We start from the raw sequence: 22,224 nt of genomic DNA, 5'->3' as shown, positions 1-22,224 counted from the left end.
AGTCCCTTAATCAACGCTACATGTGGGACACTGATAAAAAGATCTATAATAGTTTATTCCCTTTTTTTGTTAAAAGTAGTGTTCAATATCCCCCTGATTTATTGAGAATAATATACAAATCATCTCAGATAATTTTTAACTATTACTAAGATGTTACGTTTCAAGAACAAATAGCACACCCTCCATAGAAAAAACACGTATAGTCTTTTGAAATGATGCGCTTCTAGACTAAGATTGAAGTAAAGTCAATTGTTTATCAAAAAGCCGATTACAAGAATGATTGTAAAACAATGAAAAGATCTATTGGAAGATAGTGTGAATTTAGTTTGAAATATACCTCAATAGAACTTACACACTTTTATGAACAGTGTCCTGTAAGCTAATTGTACATGGGGTGAATATGGATTGAACCGTACTTTGTCCATGGTTTGTCCATCCTTCCTCCATGGTTTGTCCACCGATTCTCCATCGATTTGATGGGTAAAGCATGAACAAACCGTGAATAAAGCATGAATAAAGTTACTTTCAAACAACCATCTAATAGTAGCTATATTAGGAGCAAAGGCAATATAATCCAAACAACGACATGTAAGGAACAGGCATCTTTGAATCTGCTCAATAATCTTCCCTATACTGTGTTTATATAGCAGATCCTCATGATGGATCAAGGGAACTTCTGTCAGTAATAGTGGTGATTTACTTTTACGAAAAGTTGATGATTATTAATTTGCTATATACAGAAGTCTCTTATAATCTCGATGCCCTTCAATAAACTCCCTTCTACATGATGGTCCCTGAGCTTGTCGAAGGGCAGAGGGACCACCAGTCGAAGCACACACATTGCCTTAAACGACAAAGAAATGAGTATGCGAAAAGCATTAATTATAAAACATTTAGACAAAAAAAGATCACAAAGACGAAGAGATTTCGTCTTTATGATTTAATAAGAAATTGATTCTATTTCGTTATAGCAACACTACTATTTTACATAGTTGTACACTTTAACATTCTTCAAATTACCTGTAAAACTTTGTTGAACATCTGATCCGAACTTCTCGACAGGACATACTGTTTGGATACGATAGGTTCCGATCTCTTTTCCATCGACATAAAGCGTTGTCTTCTTTCTTTCTCCAACCACTTTTATCTTATTCCATTTATTAGGTTGTATCTTATATTCAAAAACCAAAACATCTGGACGATGAGAGTCTAGAGGGTGATGGAAATAGTTTTGATTCGCGCGCACAAGAGCGATTCCCTCTTTTTCAACCTTCTTTTTCTTCACCTTATAAGTGTGCTTAAGATTCGTATAGAGACCAGCTAAACGAGATGAAAGAATAGTTGTACTATCTAATGACGATGTGGTAGGATAGATCTCCATCTCAAGAGTCCAAGGATAAGTAATATTTTTAGCATCTTTTGCCATCTGTTTTGCCCCCTTACCATCAAGGGTTACTTTAGAAGACGCTACAACCAAACGAGGTGCTTGTTTTTCTCTATCCATTAGATGACTCTCAGGAATATCAAGTAGCTCATCTCTTAGTACACAGAAGTTCTTGTAGGTGTGAGTAGCAGAAGTACCCCATAGCTTTTGAGAGAATACAGCCAAAGAAGGGAGGGTTAAACGAGCAATCTCCTCAGTAGTATAGCCAGTAGGACCAAAGTCGTTCCATACGTGAAGTTTACCACCAAGAAGTTGTGGTGTATTGTGGTCTAAAATACTTTCTGATTTTGGGCCAAACATTAAAGGCGACCAAGTATTATAAACAAAAGGATCGCTCACGCCATAATAAGGTGCTCCAGGAACGATATAGGTGTAGTAGTGAGATGAGTTAAGGAATGTATATCCTTGATCCAATTTATTCTTAGCATCACTAGTCTCCCACATATCTATAATTGTTTTGTTAGAAACTTCAGTTTCACCAGGCATATGCTCATATCCTGACCATATTCTACAACCTTTTCCTTTGGATTGTACATAAGCAGACATGGTGTTTATATAGTTACGAAATGCCTCTCCAATTTTAGTTCTAAGCTCTTTGTCTTTGATTGCATGTATACGATACTCATCGGTTCCGATATGGAAATCTGGTGCATCGAAATGAGGCAATACTTCATCAATAATAGATTGTACAAAAGGAATGGTATTTGGATTGAGGATGTCAAGATATTTCTCCCCAATAAGAGGACTTTTAAGATCTGGTCTGATTTGAGTAAAGGCAAGAGAGTGTCCAGGAGCATCGATCTCAGGAGTAATCGTAATGGCATATATTTTGGCAAAATCCTGAAGATCACGGATCTCTTCCCATGAATAGTGACCATCTTTTGATGTCAATTCGGGATACTTTTCGCTAGGTAGACGATAAGCAGGATATCCACCCCAAGAGTTGTCACTTAAGTGAAGGTGTAGTTCATTCATCTTAAACCATGCCATGGTACGGATATAATCCTTTAGCTCATTCATCGGAACAAACTTACGAGCCACATCGATCATTAAACATCTTTTTCCATAAGCAGGGGCATCAATAATTGTCCCTTGAGGAACTTGATGATGGTTGCTATTAGATGATAACAATTGGAGTAATGAACGAGAACCATACAAAAAACCCTCATAGCTATCAGACTCAATAATCACCTGTTTGCCGACAGTTAGATTATATGCACCTTCTTTCAGTTGTTCGTCTTTGGCAGAGCGGAAAATGATCTCTGTTCCTTTTTTACTCACTTTTGCATTGGCAACATCTGTCATCTCTTGTGCAAAAACAGTAAAAAGAGGATCTAACTTCTGATCCGACTCATTAATGAAACAATAGTTCTCTAGAGAAAGTGGTTTAACCACATGCACAAATGAACACGATTGAGGCGTTGGGATCACTCCAGGATATTGTTGTGCATAGATAAACAGTGAGCAACATAATAATGTGCTCAACAGAAAAAGTTTCTTCATTGTGAATAATATTTATCAGTTTAATTTCTATGAAGATAAGTATTATTCAACATATTACAAACACTATAGATATTCAATACTTTGCCATATAGCTAAAATCATTAGATAGAATCACTTAATATATTTATTTTTAGCATAAAAGAAGAAATCCTATTCTGTAATTCATAACGATTTTATTCCTAAAAAGTGAAGGGATGGAATGAAGCGTGGATACAACGGATCTTGATCCCACGATTTTTAAAAGATAAAAGAAGTCCCTCCTACGGTAAAAGGGTGAGACCGTAGGAGATACATTCAAAATTAGGACGATAAGAAAAATTCCCCAGCAGATTGCTACTCTCCTTAAAAAATATCAAGAAAAGAGTAGGCATAAGAGCAAAAACGAATAGAAAGTTTTCAATCTGCCGAAAAGAAGAATCAATATCGATGCCCCAAACGGGTGTGTTCTTTTTATAATCAATAAAGGGGGATAAGGATATTATTTTACTATAAATTTATGAGAGACTGTACCTTTTGCTGTTTTGGCTCTTAGAAAATATTGACCTTTATCAAGAGAAGAGATATTCATCCCAGCTTCTTGATAATGATCTACCGACATTACTTTTGTTCCCAAAATATTGAAAACCTCTACATTTTGAATTGGAGATTCCGACTGAAGATAAAGAAGCTCTGATGTTGGATTAGGATATACTTTCAATTCACTTTTCCAATAATCTTGTACTGCAGTAGGGAAGCTACCAGTATAAAAATAGAAATTATCGAAATAGAATGTCTTACCAATATTACTATCGAAAGCCATGCGTATCCATATCTCCACATCTTTAAAATCAGCAGGATCAATTCCAAGTTTAGAAAGTTCTACTTTGAATTTCATCGTAGTCATTTTTCCAGGAACACTTTTTTGATCTTTTAGTACCACGATACTTAATGCAGGCCTTTTACTAAAAAGATGATATACAATTCCAATTTCATAGGTTGCTTCCACATCTGTACCCATATCAAACTGTAAATCATAATCTTTTGTAACATCGAATAACTCAGGCTTAAATTGTCGACCTAAAGCTATTTGATGTGTTATATTTTTGGTTCCTTTCGTGGTCACTTTATAAGATAAACCTTGTGCACCATGTGTCACATATTTTTTGTCAGATACAATCGAAAGATCAGCCTTCCAACCAGTTGCCCTACGAAGTTTCCATCCTCCATGAGTCATACTGGTCCGTACTGTCTCTTCAAAAGATGGATTCAAAATTAAATTATTATTCTCTTTAGGCTCTTGAGCCTTTGTACTAAAACCGCATAAAGCGATTAATGAAAAAAGTAAAAATTTATTCATAAGTTAATAGTATTGGTGTTAAAGAAAACTTAAAAAATTGGAAAAACTAATTAAGCAGTCTTTAAACTTTTGGTTTATTTAAAAGAAATATAGCAATAAGTACAGGACTTGTTCACAAAGAGAATATCACCTCTTTTGTTCATTTTTTTTATTCATCCCAGTAAATGGAATTATACTATTAGACAGTTTTAATCTGTGCAAAACAGCTAATATCATAAGAGATGAAGCAATATTCGAATTATTATTCACCTTATGAACAAACACTGTAATGGGTTATTCTCACACTTTAATAAAGAAGTATTGTGAATGTTATTACAATCAATCTAAAAACACCCACAAAGGCTTCTTCTCGAAAGTGGTAATCTTTAAATCGCGTAAAGGTTAAAATTGTCGAAATAGAATGTTTTTCCAGCATTACTACCTGAACCCATACGAATCCATAATGCCACATTTTTCAGATCAGATGAATCAATTCCAAGTTTAGATATCTCTAATTTGAATACCATTGGACTCATTTTTCCAGGCATACTCTTCTGATCTTTTAAAGACACCAATATCTTTTTAGATTTTGAACTTTTAGAATTACAAGCAATAAATACTTCATATTTTGCCTCACCATCTGTTCCTAGATCAAATTTCAACTCATAATCTTTGGTTACATCAAACAACTGTGCGTTCAAAATGCGACCTACAGCTACTTGCTGAAATCTATCCTTACCTCCTTTTGCATTAATCTTACAAGATATAGACTGTTTCCCATCTGTAATAAAGCTCTTATCTGTAACCACAGAGACTACTGCTTGCCATTTAGGAGCTTTTTTAAACTTCCAACCTCCTTTATTCAACTTTGAAGGTTGCGACTTTTCAAATGAAGGATTATTAATAAGATTTCCCTTTGACTTTTGAGCCATGCTACTAAAACAACAAAGGGTGATCAACGAAATAAGTAATAATTTATTCATAATTACATTTTTAATAGTTAGATACTTAATTATAAAAAAAACAAAATCTTGAGTCTCTAAACATCAAGGTTATTAAACAAAGCAGTCATTAAGACCTCTTTACACAAAAAATATTATTTTTTAAATTCAATTTTTACACAAAATGCATTATCACAAGGCTTAGCAGAAGGCATAGTGACCATGAGAGCATCCCCTTCTTGAGACCAATGAATGTTTTGGTCGCATCCAAGCATTTGGATACTCTTTATCGGTTTGATACGCAAATTGGCTTTTGTTAAGTGAGGAAATTTCACCACCTTATTATTCCCTGGCCAATCCATAATAAAAGCATAGAGAGTATTTTCTTTTTTGGTGTATCGAATATCTTTTTTGGTGAAAGGCGACTTTTGTGCACGATGATGAATTTCATTGGTAGGTCCTTCACCAAACATATACCAAGGACGAGTACCGAAGATGGCTTCTCCATTAATAGACATCCACTCTCCCATCTTCTCAAGGATATTTGTGGTTTGGCTATCTAAAGTTCCATCTGCTTTTATTGGCACATTCAGCAACATATTTCCATTTTTACTCACAATATCAATCAACTTATCAATCACCATATTAGGAGTCATGTATGTAGCACCTTTTTTGTACCCCCAAGGACCAATAGAATCATCAGTCTGCCAAGGATCAGAAAGAATATGATTTGCTTTCCCTCTTTCAAAATCGAGTGTGGCTACTCCTGGGTAAAAAACCCCTTGCCAAGGACGCTCCTTGATACACATCACAGCCTCCTGCTTTCCTTGGTGGATATCTTGTGAATGGTTATATAGGTGAGAAAGAACCTTCATTCCCGTCTTTCCTTGATCGTCTCCCCTAAATGGAATTGCACAATCAAAATATAAAATATCGGGATCGTAGTTATCGATTAGATCCTTAATTCTACGCTCCCACTGCTTGCGCCATTTTTTTGGTGCATTCTCAGGAGCACGAGGATGTATATCTTTATGATCTTCAAAATAGAAATCAGTATATTTAGGATCCGCACCATCATAACGAACTCCTTTTTTTGGTCCTTTTGTATCGGCTAGTTTATTTGTATTGAACCAACTATAACTTCTTGATAGATGGGTAGTCACACCAAAGCGCAATCCATGCTTTAAAGTGGCTTTTTTCCACATACCAATTAAGTCCTTCTTGGGGCCCATATTGACCGCATTATACTTGTGATATTTTGAGTTCCACAAGTCAAAGTTATCATGGTGAACAGCACATGGTGAAAAATATTTGGCTCCAGCTTTCTTAAATAGTGCCACTAACTTGTCTGGATCAAACTTTTCCGCTTTCCACATCGGAATAAAGTCCTTATAACCAAATTCAGAGGGATGCCCATAAGTCTTTACATGATGCTCATACTCTTTCGTACCTTCCATGTACATTTTGCGTGCATACCACTCTCCCTGCTCGGCTACAGAATAAACTCCCCAGTGCATATATATTCCTAATTTAGCATCTCTAAACCACTCAGGACACTGGTACTGCTCTAAAGATTTTATCGTAGGTTTAAAGTGGACTTTTTCTTGTTGCTCCGCTTTTTCAGAGGCCATCGCAAGTAAAGAGACGGATAACAAAACCGACAGTCCAAACATTTTAATAGATTGAATCATATGGATATTTTGATTTTATTTAATTGGTAGTTTGCTTTTATTCGGTCTTTTCTTCGACTTTTGACACATATTATACATCCTATTTGCAGGAATATCGTAATAACTATCTTTTAGCTTCACATAATTCGGGGTATGGTCTTTCTTAGGAAACTTATCTACGATTGATTGAAATGTCTTTATCGTCGAGATAATCTCTGGATCTCCACTGTTTATCAAATTACAATGCTCGTAGAAATCACTTTTTAAGTCTACTATCTCATAAATATGGCCTGTAGTATCTACATAAGCCTTGTATCGTTTATTTCTTATTGCTCGGTCTCTATATTCATATGAGTTTACTACACGATCCTGTTCGAAATACCCTCCATGAGAACCTAATGCCACGATCCACTCTCTCTCTGTCTCTGATGTTTCACCTTTTAATATAGGAGCAAAAGAGTAGCCGTCATACGAATAATTACGATCCATTGAAGCTCCAGCTAAATCACAAAAAGTAGGCATCATATCCGTAAAATCTATCAGCTCATCACTCACCTGATTAGGCTTGATCATTCCAGGAGCACTTACAATCAAAGGTGCATTAATCCCGTTCTCAGAGAGACATGTTTTACCGCCTCTCACTGGTCTACCATGAATGTGTCCAATGATATTTCCAGAAGTACCATTATCTGTAGTCCAAAATATGATGGTATTTTCTCTTAGACCAAGACTATCCACTGCATTTACAATCTTACCAAGGATATGATCCGCATACCGAACCATCGCCTTATGTTTCTCTTTTTTGGGAGCATCTGGTTCCAATGGAGTCGTAGTCAATGGGCCATGAGGAAGGCACATTGGATAATAAACCATCATAGGCTCTTTCTTATTTTTTGCCATGAAATCAATGATAAAATCGGAGAATACATCTTCTCCAAATTTGTCCTTATAGGTCTTACTTCCTTTTTTTGTGTGGATATATGGATTCCAATAGCGCTGTCCTGTCTTTATCAAATCGCCTCCCCCTTCGGCTCCGGTCCACATACAGTATTCCTGAAAACCTACATCGACCATTGCATCGGGCTCTAAACGAAAATCATTCAATTGCCACTTACCAGCAGCACAAGTTTTATAACCTGCTTGTGTAAGACTTTTTGCGTAAGATGGATTTTTTGATACGTCAAAATGAACACCATGCCCCCATCTCGGCACATCGTAATGGTTTACCCAACCGTGATTGAAAGGATACTGTCCTGTAAGAAGAGTTACTCTACTTGGTGTACATTGAGGCATAGAGTAAGTGTTGGTAAATTTGATACCACTATTAGCAAGCTTATCAATATTGGGCGTTTTTATATCATCAGCACCAAAGTTTTCCACCCACTCCTTCCCCATATCATCTAATAAAATAAATATGATATTGGGTCTATCACTCTTTTTAGCATTTACAGTAAGTGCTAACATTGCACCTAACGCAGTACTTGATATTTTCGTCAGACAGGTCATAGTCGTTTCATTGATCTTCATTCGATAACATGTACTTATCGAAACAGTTACACTCAAAATTATCTTATATCAGATACTTAATAATTACTATTGATCACAATTAGTAACAAATATCTATCAAAAAAAGAGACAGAATCAATCAACAGAAAAACAGCACAAAACAAACAACTGAATACCAACCAAATACACCCACAAATAATATTCAAACACTGTCATTAAAATCAACATGCTATATAACACCATCTGGTGCAGAATAAGGTATGACAACAGGCGAAAATAGCAAAACACATAGATCTATATATCAATCCAATACAAAAAGAAACAACTAAGATAAGTAATTAAATTTGGTGATATATAATAGGACAGAACATACTTCACATAATATTAGCATAAAATACATTTTAGTGATATGCGTTATATAAATCACAACTCAAAGTAGGCAACTAAAAACGGAAAAGGATTATATACAAATATGGATTCTTTAAAAGAGTTCCCATAAAACGAATTAGTGGGAAGGTCTATGTGGAAGTAAAAAAAGCAATACTGAAATCGAGGATAAACAGTATTGCTTCTTAAATGGAAATTATATTAATGAACGCCTATATTAAAAAGGAAAGAGATAGGTTCCTATAGGTCCATTTTATTAAAAAAGGAAATCTACTCTATTGCGAGATAACATCACCTTATCCTCTTTTTCGAGTGCTTTCAATATACGAGAGACAACCTCACGAGAAGTAGTTAAAGAGGAAGCAATATCACCATGTGTTCCTTTGTAATAGTTCTTGCTAGTAGAACGTTGATACTCCTTAAAAAAAAGTAGCAGTCTCTCATCCATTTTTTTAAACGCAAGACTATCTATTGTTTCTAAAAGACCATCAAAATGTGATTTATAAGACTGAAGAATAAAAATCTTCCACGACTCATACTTCACGATCCACTCATCTAGATAATTTACGGGAATGGCTATCACATCAGTGTCCTCTTCCGCAATGATATTCACATTAGAAACTTGATGTTCCATACAACAAGTTAAAGCCATCAAACAGACTTCTCCTTTGGTTAGATAGTACAGCAAGGACTCTCGACCATCATTATCTGTACGATAGATACGAAGCACTCCATCTAATACCATTGGGAATCGCTTAATGTACTTATCTTCTTGAATCATCATCTCTCCTTTAGAGATCTCTTTCCAGTCCCCTAATTCCGAAATCTCTTCACACAGTTCGAGTTCAAGAATAGGAAATCTCTTTTGTATCAACTCTGGTCTAATCTTCATCAGTAATCTTTCAATAAAAGTGATTGTACTACACCGAGGTCATCGGATTCAATATAGTCAAAGATATAAAAAAACATTATTCCTACGGAATTTAATATTAACAGACAGAAAATGAAAAGAGACAAGTATCAACAAAACCCCAAAAGATAATCTTATCAAACGAAAATAAAATGATTCCATACAATCAATAAAGAACCTAAACACAAAAGGTTCTCATTTAAAGAAAGGTCGTACCATTACAGCACGACCTTCTGGTAATTAAAGGGGATATGTTAAATCACTACTCTTCTCTAAGCATCATTAAAAGATGTGCCGACGACCAACTAAAGCCTATTGCATTTAATCCTTCACCAGTAATAGGGTGATAATTTTCATGTATAGGTGATTGTTGTAAAAGTCCTTGACAATGATCCAATATTTTACAAGTCATCCTATTGGCTTCTTTATTATATCCATAATTGCGCATTCCTTTGATTGCAAAATAGGCTTGATCAAGCCATACTGGACCACGCCAATATCCCTCGAGTGGGTTAAACTTAGGATGGGATGCATCTAATGTAGGGAAAGGGACAAAAGTATTGAATCGACAAGTATCCATCACATTCCTTACGATAGACCTAGCTTGTTCCTTTGTAGCCACTTTAGTCCATAAAGGAATCCATCCTTCAGGCCCCATCGTTTCAATCCTTGTTTTTTTATACATATCAATATCAAAGAAGAAACCATGCTCATCACCAAACATTTTATTTTGAATCATCTTCTTAAGAGACTCCTGATTATCTTTTATGCCAGAAATAGAATCTCCGATAGAATGGTGTAGTTTCTGTATCATACATGCATCATAATAGAGATAACTATTTAAGTCAACTGATTCTTGGTCAAGTGACCAAGCAACCTCATTATTCTTAATCATTTTTGCATGATCAAAGCGAACGGCATTATCCATACCACTTTCCCATGCTGCAGCAATCCGACTCCCATCAGTAGATCCATATTCACAAAGACCATTCTTATCATGATCACGATTATCATACCACCATTGATGATACCTTTCAAGCTTAGGTAGTATTTCTCTGACAAAAGCACTATCCTTCGTTGCCTCAAAGATCTTCACTACTGCCCAAGATGCTAGTGGAGGCTTCGTATCTCTCCAATTATTTTCCTTGGCGTTCATATAGATGCAATCGGCAACCATTCCATGACGATCTTGATAATCGAACATAGATCGTAAGTTGTTTTTCGCCATCTCTGGTGCAAAATAAGCGTAAGCCACAGCATGCTTCCAACTATCCCAACTCCAAAAACCATAGAAACCATGATAAGATAACGAAGGGAAAGTACCTGGATGTTTTAGATCCCCTGCTTCACTTCGGTAGTTCGTCACCATCGTTACAATCGCTTTAGCAGCAACACGAGCATACCTTGAATCGTTTAGTAATGGAGCGGTACTTTGAAAATAGTGATCCAAATATCCTTGCCAACGACTCGTATTTGCTTTTTCTGCAGTCACAAAGTCACTGTTAGACAAAGTCTCATTATCGGTTTTAAAACAATATTGATGTTCTATATCCAACACAACGGAGCCTTTTGGAGCAATATCACAAGCATCCCAACGCATCACATAGCTAGAATCTTTCGATACGACTTTCGTCTTATTAGGTAAAGGAGTCACACGCTGCAATAATGTAGCGTTATGTTTAGGAATAGTTACGTTAACCACCCCTGCAGAGGGTGATGTTATTTTATTCTCACTTGACCATAGAACCCCTTCTAACTGAAATGAAAGTTTTCTGTTCACTTTACCCGAATTAGTGATTACAGTACGAATCATAGACGATCTCTTGTCGGTAAACAGCAACTTCTGCTCTACTTCAATTCCACGAATCACATAGTATTGGGTTATTGATCCAGGAAGATAAGAGACTCTCCTCACGGCCATGTTCCAATCAAAACGTTTGCCATCTTCCCACAAAGACCATTGGGCGAAACAGGGGGAAATCCACTCACCAAAGAGCGAAGCCATCATCGGTCCACTAAATCCTCCATAATATTCACTATTTTCGGGGACAGTATAAGCATGCCATGCACCCATATCAGAAAACAATGTATGTTTTATATCAAATCTCTGTGTAGGGGTATAATTGATTTCTAACAGATTATCAAAATTGGACAATTTATATACTCTCTTGTCCGATACACTTGTCCTTTCACAAGCGAAAAAAACCATTATTAGAGCTATCAAAAGAGCGCCTAATCCTATATTTTTATTCGACATAACTATTTTTCGTAACATTTTTTCGACTGAGATAAAAGTGCATTACGTACAGGACGCAATACAAAATCATATTGATAATTTTTGTATGGTATAGCGTATTCAGAGTGAGTATAAGCACCCCAAGTATTATCTCCACCTACACCCATTTGCTTAAAGTCGATATTCCACCAGATACTTTTCTCCAAAGAAATCGAGCCTCCATGTTTGAATGTACCATCTTCATTCTCCATTAATGCATTCATAGAGAAAGGCCAAGCAGAAGCATTCATACGTTGATTCTTAGAAAGCATCAATACCCCTTTTCCCTGATCATCCGTAAGAGCGAACCAAATTAGATCACTCTTATTGGCAGTCTCTTGAGGTCTCACATATCGATGAAAATCACTCTTTGCATTTGCATGATAAAGACCAAAAGCAGCACTACTTTTCCGATCACAATAGCTCTCGTATGGTCCTCTCCCCAACCATGTCATATTAGAGAAAGAAGAATCCATCATAATATATCCTCCCAAACGGGGGATTTCAGGCAAATGTTCACCATTTGCATCGAAACGAACTTGAATCTCCGTATCACCATATGTCATTAACCTATAGCTTATGGTATATTCGACACTTTGCGCTATCATATCATATTGAGCTATTACCAGGTAACCCCAACTTTTCTTCTGAATATCCATATCCTTCAGTGTCATCTTTTCAGAAGCATGTTTCCATGTATCACATCTTTGAGGAAGGCCATTGCCCTTATCATTATCCGTCACAGGACGCCAAAAGTTTGGATGATACCCCTTCTCAATTAATGCAATATCATGATCACTCCAAGACAGCCATTCTCCTGTTTTTAGATCAAAGGACCATTTTGAAAGCTTATTAGAGATAGTAATCACACCATCACGCTTCTGAACCGACAAAGGTTCTCCTTGTGGTGCAACTTCTTTTGCTTGTTTAAACCATGGCAATTCAAACTGATCCCATGCGATACGGGAGCCTTTGGGAATCATCGGTGCTTCATGTTTCGTTACTGCTTCCAAAGTAACAAAATAGTGTGTTGCGGGTTTTATTGTAATATTAGATATAGGAATCTCCACTTCGACACTTTGATGTGCAGCAATCGGATTGATATCTATTATGCCATTCGAGACCACCTCTCCATCTCCTTCAATAAACCAACGAAATTGTAATCCTTCTGTCTTGATAAAATCAAAACGATTGGTAACCCTAAAACAATTAGAAGATAGAGGAAGTGGTTCGAAATGAATATTTTGATATATTTTCTTCACCTCTTTAATATGAGGATGCAAAGATCTATCTGCTGCAACAAGACCATTGGCACAGAAATTTGAGTCATTCGGTACACCCACAAAACCTAAGTCGCCCCCATAACCCCAGAAAGGTCTTTTTAGAGAATCCTTTAGAGCAATTGTTTGGTCTACCCAATCCCAAATAAAACCACCTTGCAACTGATCATATTTATAAATTAAGTCCCAATAATCTTTTAAGTTACCCACACTATTTCCCATGGCATGAGCATACTCACACATAATATAAGGTCTTTTACGTAGATGGTTCACATGAGCCTTTAGATGATAAGGTCGTGCATACATAGGCACCACAATATCGGTAAATTCATTATAACCACTCTGTTCATACTGCACTGGACGCGTCTTGTCATGAGCTTTTAGCCACTGGTATGTCTTTTCGAAGTTCGGTCCAAAACCAGCTTCATTACCAAGAGACCAAATAATGATCGATGGATGGGTGCGGTCTCGATAAAACATTCTTTGTGTTCTATCCATATGCGCCTTTTCCCACTCCGGTTTACAAGCCAAAGTTTTATCTTTATCATAACCCATACCATGCGACTCAATATTGGCCTCATCCACCACATACATTCCATATTTATCACACAGATCATAGAACTCCTCTCTGTTTGGGTAGTGAGAACAGCGAATAGCATTAATATTGTGTTGTTTCATAATACGTATGTCCTGCACAATACTCTCCACTGAGATAGTTCTACAGTTCTTAGGATCATGTTCATGACGATTTACTCCTTTGATAAGAATAGGCACATTATTCACACGAAGTGTTCCATGTTTAATCTCAACAGTTCTAAAACCAATATTTTTAGAAAAAGATTCTTGAACTCTTCTTTTTCGGTCTTGATCTATCACCAACAATCGATAAAGTGTTGGAGTCTCTGCATTCCATTGCTTTACGTTGGGAATTACTACAGAAAAACGTGAAACAGAATCGCGCTTCTGAACTATCACATTTCTACGAACAATTTTCTCCCCATTGGGAGCCATCAATACAAAAGTTAGATGATGTTTTTTCTTCACAGGTGCATTCCAATAGAGTAGAGCATCCAACACTCCATCCCTATATGCAGAATCTAAGGTAGCCTCTATTTTGAAATCACGCACATGCTCTTTCTCACGAGCTACCAAGAAGACATCTCTCTCTATTCCACTCACCTTCCAGTAATCTTGGTCTTCTAAATAAGCACCGTCGCTATAGCGATATACTTCGAGAGATACGTGATTGTTTTTACTACGAAGCAAAGAGGTTATATCAAATTCCGCTGGAGTTTTACTTCCTTGACTATATCCCACTTTCTTTCCATTCACCCAAAGATAACAAGCCGACTTCACCCCTCCAAAATGGATAAATATAGTCTTTCCCTTCCAGTTGTTAGGAATATCGAAACTACGGCGATAAGAGCCAACAGGATTGTAGTCATGAGGAATGTGAGGAGGATTGGCAGGAAAAGGATAAGCCACATCGGTATAGATTGCAGTACCAAAACCTTGCATCTCCCAATTCCCAGGCACCTGAATCTCTTTCCATGAAGAGACATCATAATTCTCTTGATAAAAATTATTAGGTCGATCACTAGGACGATCCACATAATGAAATTTCCATATACCATTAAGTGACTGTATCAAGCCACTATTGTAACGATCCTCAATCCAAGGCGAAGGTTTAGAAGTTACATAAGGTATAAACGCTGCATGGGGTCTCTCTTTATTGCGCCCAATACAAAGAGGGTTTTCCCAATCAGGAGTCTCTTCAGCAAATGTCAACGTGGAACTTAAAAAACAAAATCCAAGAAGTACTTGAAATAAACTTTTCATATTATTCATAATTCATTCTACAACAATCTATTCATTCTAATATTACCGGATCCCAATACGAAAAGAAAAAGAGGAATTCAAAGTACTAAAACCACGATGAATTCCTCTTTTAAACTCTATTAACAACAACTATATCTTAATAACCTTTTGTAGGTTCAATCTTAGGGTTTTGAGACACCTCATACGATGGGATTGGATAGTAATCACACTTAGGAGCATACAAGCTTGCATATGCATGACCATGATCCGTCAATATTTGTTTTACATTTCCATATCTCACCAAGTCAGGGAATCTAATTCCTTCTGCAGGAAACTCTAGAAGACGCTGACGACGAATCTCTTTGCGCAACTCTGATTGGTTTGATTTCGTGAAATTCGATAAACCAGCTCTTGTTCTCACTCTATTCAATGAAGATTGAATCTCTGTTGTCGAACCCCCACTCTCGTTTAAAGACTCTGCATACATCAAAAGGATATCTGCATATCTAAGAATTGGTACATCAACACCTGAATGACCATTACTAATGGCTTCGGAAGTATCAAGAAATTTTTTAAACATCACTTCAGGGACAATAGTAGGATCCTTTTTCGACTTTGGTTTCCAATAACCACTCCATGGCTTACCCCACAAAGTACTTTTACCTTTAGGATCATCGAAACATATTGTTGCCAAAAGACGCTTGTCATATTCACCATCAGTAGCATCTTCCTCAAGGTAGGTGTCGATAAGATATTGACTAGGGCGACACATATTCCAACCTTTAAGACAAGAAGTAGCCATAAAAGAAGATTGAGAAGCATAAGAAGACATACCTCCAGTAGAAGCGATCGTATAGTTAATAGCAAAAAGAACCTCTTTTGAATTCTCATTGGTTCCATTGAATAATCCTTCAAAATCATCCACGAGTGTATAGTCTAACTTCATCACCTCTTTAAACGCCTTGATTGCTTCTGTATAATTCTTTTGGAAAAGATACGCCTTACCTAAGAATCCATAAGCAGCACCTTTGGTTGCTCTACCAGTATTATCATCATTCCAAGATACAGGAAGATACTTTGTTGCTTCGGTAAGATCTTTGATGATAAAATTCCAAGCCTCTTCTTTAGAAGAAACAGATTGAATCATATTCTCCGACGCAATAGGTTTATCGCGAAGAATTATATTCGTAAACTGTAAATTTAGAAGCATGTGAGCATATCCACGAAGGAAATATGCTTCACTCATCATCTGATTTCTCTCCTCGTCTGTAATAGCAGAACTAGGAATGTTAGGCAAACGTGCAATCACATCATTGGCATAGCGAATACAGCTATAAGACTTCTTCCACAAATAATAGATTGTTTCATTGGATGAATCATACTCAAAATTTCCTATAGTCTTCAAAGGAGCCCAATCACTTGAACCAGGAAGCATCGAAATGTCATCTCCTTTATAGTTTTGTGGGATAAAAGATCGTTCTCCCCATGTCCAACTCGAGAAAGTCAATTCAGAATAACAACTCACTAATACTTTTCTTGCAGCACTAGCATCTTTCCAATAGTTATCAAAAGTCAAAGTGTCTGGAGACTTCTGATCAAGGAAAGAGTCAGAACAGCTCGACAAAAATACGCTAAATGCGATGAATGTATATAATAATTTTTTCATGATATTACCTTCTTAGAAACTAATTTGAACTCCCATTAAATATGTTCTTGAGCTAGGATATGAACCATAATCCACTCCCATATTCCAAATTTTACTATTGTCTACAGCAGGATCATATCCTGAGTAGTCTGTGATAGTAAAAAGATTTTGTCCGCTTAGATAGACTCTAAGTTTCTCCATATGCAACGACTCAAGAACGCTATTAGAGAAAGAGTATCCTAGTTGTAATGATTTCAAGCGCAAATACGAACCATCTTCAATAAAACGATCAGACATTCTTGAGTTTTTAGTATCATCCTGAACAGGACGAGGCATATCTGTATCTGTATTCTCTGGGGTCCAGAAATCAAGGGTAGTATCCCAATAGTTGAAGTTACCAACCATAGACTCACCCAAATATTTGGCTCTATTGAAGATCTTATTTCCTTTACGACCATTCATAAAAATATTCAAATCGAATCCCTTATAAGCCATATTCAAACTAAGGCCAAACTCAAAATCTGGGAGTGCAGATCCTGTTGAAGTCACATCATTACTATTAATCACTCCATCATCGTTTACATCGACAAAACGAACATCTCCAGGTTTGGCATTCGGTTGAATCAAGTTACCCTCTTTACTATGTGCAATTACCTCCGCTTCATTTTGGAAAAGACCATCTGTCTTATAAGTATATAAAGACCCTACCGAGCCACCAACTTCAGTCCAAACAACAGGCATCTTATACTCGATATTGCTACCCTCCTGCTTCTTCACGCCATCACCAAGGCTTATCACTTCGTTTTTAATTGTAGAGAAAGTCGCTGTAGCATCCCATGTAAAATCATGATCGCCACTACTACGATATCCCAATTCAAGTTCCCAACCATAATTCTTCATCTCCCCAATATTCATCATTTGAGAGGACATTCCACTCGAAATAGGAAGAGGCTGACTCACTAAAATATCTTTACGAGTACTAGTAAAATAGTTCACAGAACCGAACAAACTATTTTCAAATAGACCAAAGTCCGCACCAAAGTTGGTATCCACAGATTCCTCCCAGCGATAATCTGAAATATACATTCCCGCAGGATATGCACCTTGATTCAAGACACCACCAAGTTCATAAGCATAGCCCGCTTTCATTAAACCTTGATAAAAATAGTTTGAAAGATTCTCATCACTTCCTAACTTACCCCAGCTAGCTCTTAACTTTAAACGACTAACCAATTGCCCGATAGGCTCCCAGAAAGACTCACGATGGACATTCCATCCTGCAGAGAAAGAAGGGAAAACACCATAACGATAGTCATCAGAAAATTTCGATGTCCCATCTCTACGAATTGTTGCTTGGAAAAGGTATTTGCTATCATAACTATAGTTAAAACGGCCAAATATAGAGGAACGATTGAAGGTATACTCCGTACCAGATCCACTAAATGTTCCACCTTTACCAGCATTAATAGTATTGAAATCTTGATCAGGAAAACCTGCAGGATTTCCTTTAGGGTCTTTTCCCTCAACAGATACCCCATGATTTCTGTAATATTGGCTTTGTGCACTCATACCTCCCAACAGATCCACACTATGTTTATCAAAATCTAGATGATAAGAGACCGTTGGTTCTACCAAATATTGGTTAAAATATGTAGAAGATTCACTGTTAACAGGAAAAGAAACTTTGTCCTTTGGATTTATCTGGTAAGATGGGTTATGCGTTCTTCCAGTATAGAAGTTATTACGATAACCAGTATTTAATTTAACAAATAGATTTTTTACTGGTTCTAAAGACAACATCAAGTTTGTATTGATATCTGTATATTTTGATTTCGACTCGTTCAACATCTGCTCCCCATAAGGGTTGCTCTCAGTTGCAGTAGTATAGTCTGAATAGCCATATCCACTTGGTTTTGAAGAATCATATACAGGAGCAAAAGGAGTAATTTTATTAATACGACCTATGGAGGTGGTCATATTATTATAGTTGTCTTGAGTGATAGAAATATTAGGAGTTATTTTCAACATGCCAATAGTCATATCCATCTTCATACGAGCACTAATCTTGTTGTAGTCTGTTCCCACAACAATACCTTCTTGATCAAAATACCCCATAGAGAAAAGGTATTTTACATCTTTTGTACCCCCATTAAAGTTCACGTTATAGTTTTGCATCATACCTGCTCGATACATCTCATCTTGCCAATCTGTATTGGTATTCAATAACGCTTTATCACTCAACCAAGCACCAGGAGTAGGAACAGGAATTGGTTTCGCATCCTTTGGTTTGTTCGCATTATAATCCTTTGCATTTTGTATTGTATTGTCAAAAGCAGCACCATTCACTTTCATCCAATCGGCCGTATTGGTCATCAATGGAAGTCTCTTAGCAACAGATTGTGGACCAGCATATGCAGAAAAATTAACTCGCAACTTACCTACATCCCCTTGTTTGGTTGTGATAATCACTACTCCATTCGCAGCACGCGAACCATAAATTGCAGCAGAAGATGCATCTTTTAACACCTCCATAGAAGCAACATCGTCAGGATTCACAGTATTGATATCGCCTTCCACGCCATCAATAATATAGAGAGGAGTATTTCCACCAAAAGAAGCGACACCACGAACTCTCACCTTCATAGAAGCACCTGGAGCACCACTTGATCGAGACACAGTCACCCCAGACACACGTCCTTGCAACGACTCTGCAGGAGTAGAGACAGCCACTTTCTCCATATCTTCAGACTTCACAGAAGAAACTGCTCCAGTCAAATCCGATTTCTTTTGAACACCATAAGCCACAATGACTACCTCATCCAAATTCTTAAGATCTTCAATTAGGGTAATGCGAATGGTAGAACGACCATTAATCGCAATCGTTTGCGGTTTATATCCAATAAATGAAAACAACAACTGTTTTGCATCTGCCACGTTCAAAGAGTAATTACCATTTGGATCGGTGATAACACCTCTGTCACTATTTGGTACAGAAACAGTTGCTCCAGGAATAGGCATTCCTTTCTCGTCGACTACAGTACCTTTTATAATTTTTTTGTTGTCTTGGGAAACAACACTGTTTGTTATTTGAGGATTTTTATTTTTTTGGAATATAAGAACCTGATTAGAGGTCAATTCATAATCAAGCGTTGTATTATCTAACACCTCAGACATCACTTGATCCAAATCTACGGTATTGCAATGTACAGACACATCTTGATAAGATGTCACGTCCTCTTTTGAGTAGATAATACGCATGGATGTTCTTTCTTGTAGAACAGACAACACTTTCGACAGCTTCACACCATTAAATGCGAGCGTAATGGTTTGAGAAGTATCTCCAGAACTCAACTCTCTTTGAGGATCAGTAAATCCATAAACATTCTGGAAGAGTAAAAGTGCCAATAACATTAAGCACAATCGAGACATAGATGAATATCCTTTTACGGATCTATCCATATTTGCTCCTTGTTTAAACATCGGAATCATAAACACTTAATTTTTAGATATTAGATAAACCGAAGGAGTAGATCTCGATCATGTGTCAAGAGATGATCACTCAATCACATAGCTATCTCCATCCTTCTTGTATGTTGATTTAGTCACTTTAGTCAATGCATAAAGCATTGATTCTAATGAGCTTTTCACTTCAAACTCACCTGAAACTTTCATCAAAGCTTTTTCTCTACTTTTTATATATATCTTTACATCCTTCTCCTTTGCTATTCGCGCTAGAACAGATGACAGAGAAACGTTTTGAAAACATATCTTTCCATCACTCCATGAAGTGGACAAATCACCTCGAACAGAAACGACATTAATTTTTTGCTGCGAATCCGAAAACACAGCTTGTTGGTTGGGCTTTAAAATCACCTCTCCAACATTAGTTTGAAATGCCACCGATCCCTCTATCAATGTGGTTTTCAACTCATCACTAGTATTATCTACCACAAAGGTGGTCCCCAATACTTTCACAGATCCCAAATCTCCTTTGACAATAAAAGGACGTTTTTCGTCATGTGATACATGAAAGATTGCCTCTCCTCGCAATGCCACTTTTCGGACTCCTGAAAAATCACTTAAGATATCTAACACAGCTCCTTTATTCAATGTCACCTCTGTTCGGTCAGACAACACCAAACTCTTCGGAGAATCTCCTTTGTTGGAATAGGTCCTACAAACAGTAGTTCCATTCAACATCAATAAAGTCTGCCATATTCCCAAAAGAACCACAATAGAAGCTGCAACAAACCAAACAGAGAGTAATGATCGATTTCCTTTCGAAGAGATCTTATTCATTACTAGTTGCTCAACCTTCTTAGAATTACTCTTTCCCTTTTTCATTGCAACAAGACGATCTTCCAACCGAGAACAATCTTCTTGGTCCAACTGACTTAATATCTTTTGTTCCTTCTCTGTCAGCGTTCCCAATATGGATTTTGCTTTCAGTATGTAGTAGTTATTCTTCATAAATTACATTGGCTATAAACATAGACTCGAAAAAGAGATAAATCCCCCTACTCTATGCCACTTTTTTTAAATTTTTATTTCCAAAACAATATTTACACATATCCAACTTACTATGAACCAACCATTTCATGCAATTTTTTCAATGCACGTGAAAGTGTATTTTCTACGGTCTTTGGCGATATGGAAAGAATTTCTGCGATCTCTGCTTGTTTTAAACCCGTTATTTTTGCCATAACAAGGACCTCTTTACATCGATCAGGAAGGCCTTCTATTTGATTCATTACAAATTCATAAAACTCTTTAGATATTACATCATCCTCAAGAGTTCGGAAATCACTATAAGTAGGAAATACATGTACCTCCTCTTCCGAACAGAGCTCTAACTTTTGTTTTGACAAAGCAGATAAAGCACGATTACGTATAGAAGTAACCAAATAACGTTTCAGATGTAATATCTCTTTAATACGACGTTTTTGATTCCAAAGTTGAATAAATACATCACTAACAACCTCTTCTGCCATCTCCCGATCTTTTACAATAGAGAAGGCATATCGAAAAAGGTCATCATTATATCTCATGATAATTTTACTTAGCGCTTTCTCTGAACCCATAGACAGAAGGCCAAGTACTATTGAATCGGATGAATCCATATATTTTAGATTTTAGTCTCAAGTATTCTTCATCGCAGCAATTCTTGAAATGAGAGATACTTCATTTTTTATAGTCAGTTGTTATTGTTAGTGGTGTTTTTTTAATTTTTATACACAAAAGATACAATATCCTCCTGTTATACTTTGAAAACAAGTATCCCTCAAGATGAAAAGTGTTACATAAATTAGAATTAAAGATAACGAAATAGAAAATAAATTACACTAACAAATATTATTTTAATAAATTTAACAAAAGAAACTCCACATTACATTCAATCAGAAGCTTCCAAAGAGAACAGTCTGTGATGCAACAAAATAGCATAATAACATTTATTGTAGATATCACCAAAATTATTTCTTTTTTTACATATATTAAACACTTATTTCACAGTTATTATGAAATCAAAGAT

12 protein-coding genes are annotated in these 22,224 nt (G+C 36.5%); 1 reads left to right on the top strand and 11 read right to left on the bottom strand.

Annotation, left to right across the window (positions count from 1 at the left end; translation table 11 throughout):
• Positions 1 to 979: 979 nt before the first annotated feature.
• Both K4L44_05175 and K4L44_05170 read right to left on the bottom strand, forming a co-directional pair.
• Positions 980 to 2,947 (bottom strand): family 20 glycosylhydrolase, encoded by a 1,968-nt coding sequence (locus K4L44_05175; GenBank protein ID QZE15228.1) that lies wholly within the window; start codon positions 2,945 to 2,947, stop codon positions 980 to 982.
• Between the two features lie 478 nt (positions 2,948 to 3,425).
• Positions 3,426 to 4,283: a T9SS type A sorting domain-containing protein gene (locus K4L44_05170; protein QZE15227.1), complete on the bottom strand. Its 858-nt coding sequence runs from the start codon at positions 4,281 to 4,283 to the stop codon at positions 3,426 to 3,428.
• Between the two features lie 429 nt (positions 4,284 to 4,712).
• Between K4L44_05170 and K4L44_05165 the strand changes: the two genes are divergently transcribed.
• On the top strand, positions 4,713 to 4,820 hold the full coding sequence (locus K4L44_05165; protein QZE15952.1) for a hypothetical protein: 108 nt from the start codon (positions 4,713 to 4,715) through the stop codon (positions 4,818 to 4,820).
• Between the two features lie 538 nt (positions 4,821 to 5,358).
• Here K4L44_05165 and K4L44_05160 read toward each other — a convergent pair.
• From K4L44_05160 to K4L44_05120, 9 genes are all read right to left on the bottom strand, one after another.
• A complete protein-coding gene (locus tag K4L44_05160) occupies positions 5,359 to 6,894 on the bottom strand; it encodes an alpha-L-fucosidase (GenBank protein QZE15226.1) in 1,536 nt (511 codons plus the stop codon).
• A gap of 15 nt (positions 6,895 to 6,909) precedes the next feature.
• Entirely contained in the window at positions 6,910 to 8,379 is a 1,470-nt protein-coding gene (locus K4L44_05155; GenBank protein QZE15225.1) for a sulfatase-like hydrolase/transferase, read from the bottom strand.
• Between the two features lie 643 nt (positions 8,380 to 9,022).
• Positions 9,023 to 9,658 carry a Crp/Fnr family transcriptional regulator gene (locus K4L44_05150; GenBank protein ID QZE15224.1) on the bottom strand — a complete coding sequence of 212 codons (636 nt, stop codon included), beginning with the start codon at positions 9,656 to 9,658 and terminating at the stop codon, positions 9,023 to 9,025.
• Between the two features lie 280 nt (positions 9,659 to 9,938).
• The gene (locus tag K4L44_05145) at positions 9,939 to 11,750 is read right to left on the bottom strand and encodes a hypothetical protein (protein ID QZE15223.1); all 1,812 of its coding nucleotides are present in this window, start codon (positions 11,748 to 11,750) and stop codon (positions 9,939 to 9,941) included.
• Between the two features lie 185 nt (positions 11,751 to 11,935).
• Positions 11,936 to 15,070: a DUF4981 domain-containing protein gene (locus K4L44_05140; protein ID QZE15222.1), complete on the bottom strand. Its 3,135-nt coding sequence runs from the start codon at positions 15,068 to 15,070 to the stop codon at positions 11,936 to 11,938.
• Between the two features lie 136 nt (positions 15,071 to 15,206).
• Entirely contained in the window at positions 15,207 to 16,715 is a 1,509-nt protein-coding gene (locus tag K4L44_05135) for a RagB/SusD family nutrient uptake outer membrane protein (protein ID QZE15221.1), read from the bottom strand.
• A 12-nt stretch (positions 16,716 to 16,727) separates the two neighbouring features.
• Entirely contained in the window at positions 16,728 to 20,183 is a 3,456-nt protein-coding gene (locus K4L44_05130) for a TonB-dependent receptor (GenBank protein ID QZE15220.1), read from the bottom strand.
• A gap of 66 nt (positions 20,184 to 20,249) precedes the next feature.
• Positions 20,250 to 21,164, bottom strand: a complete 915-nt coding sequence (locus K4L44_05125) for a FecR domain-containing protein (protein QZE15219.1) — start codon at positions 21,162 to 21,164, stop codon at positions 20,250 to 20,252.
• Between the two features lie 110 nt (positions 21,165 to 21,274).
• Positions 21,275 to 21,814, bottom strand: coding sequence for an RNA polymerase sigma-70 factor (locus K4L44_05120; protein ID QZE15218.1), 540 nt, complete (start codon positions 21,812 to 21,814; stop codon positions 21,275 to 21,277).
• Between the last annotated feature and the right edge of the window lie 410 nt (positions 21,815 to 22,224).

It is taken from the genome of Prolixibacteraceae bacterium, assembly GCA_019720755.1.
GTDB classification, from domain to species: domain Bacteria; phylum Bacteroidota; class Bacteroidia; order Bacteroidales; family Prolixibacteraceae; genus Halosquirtibacter; species Halosquirtibacter laminarini.
Note: the sequence above shows the minus strand (reverse complement) of the source record. Positions and strands in the feature narration are given on the sequence as shown.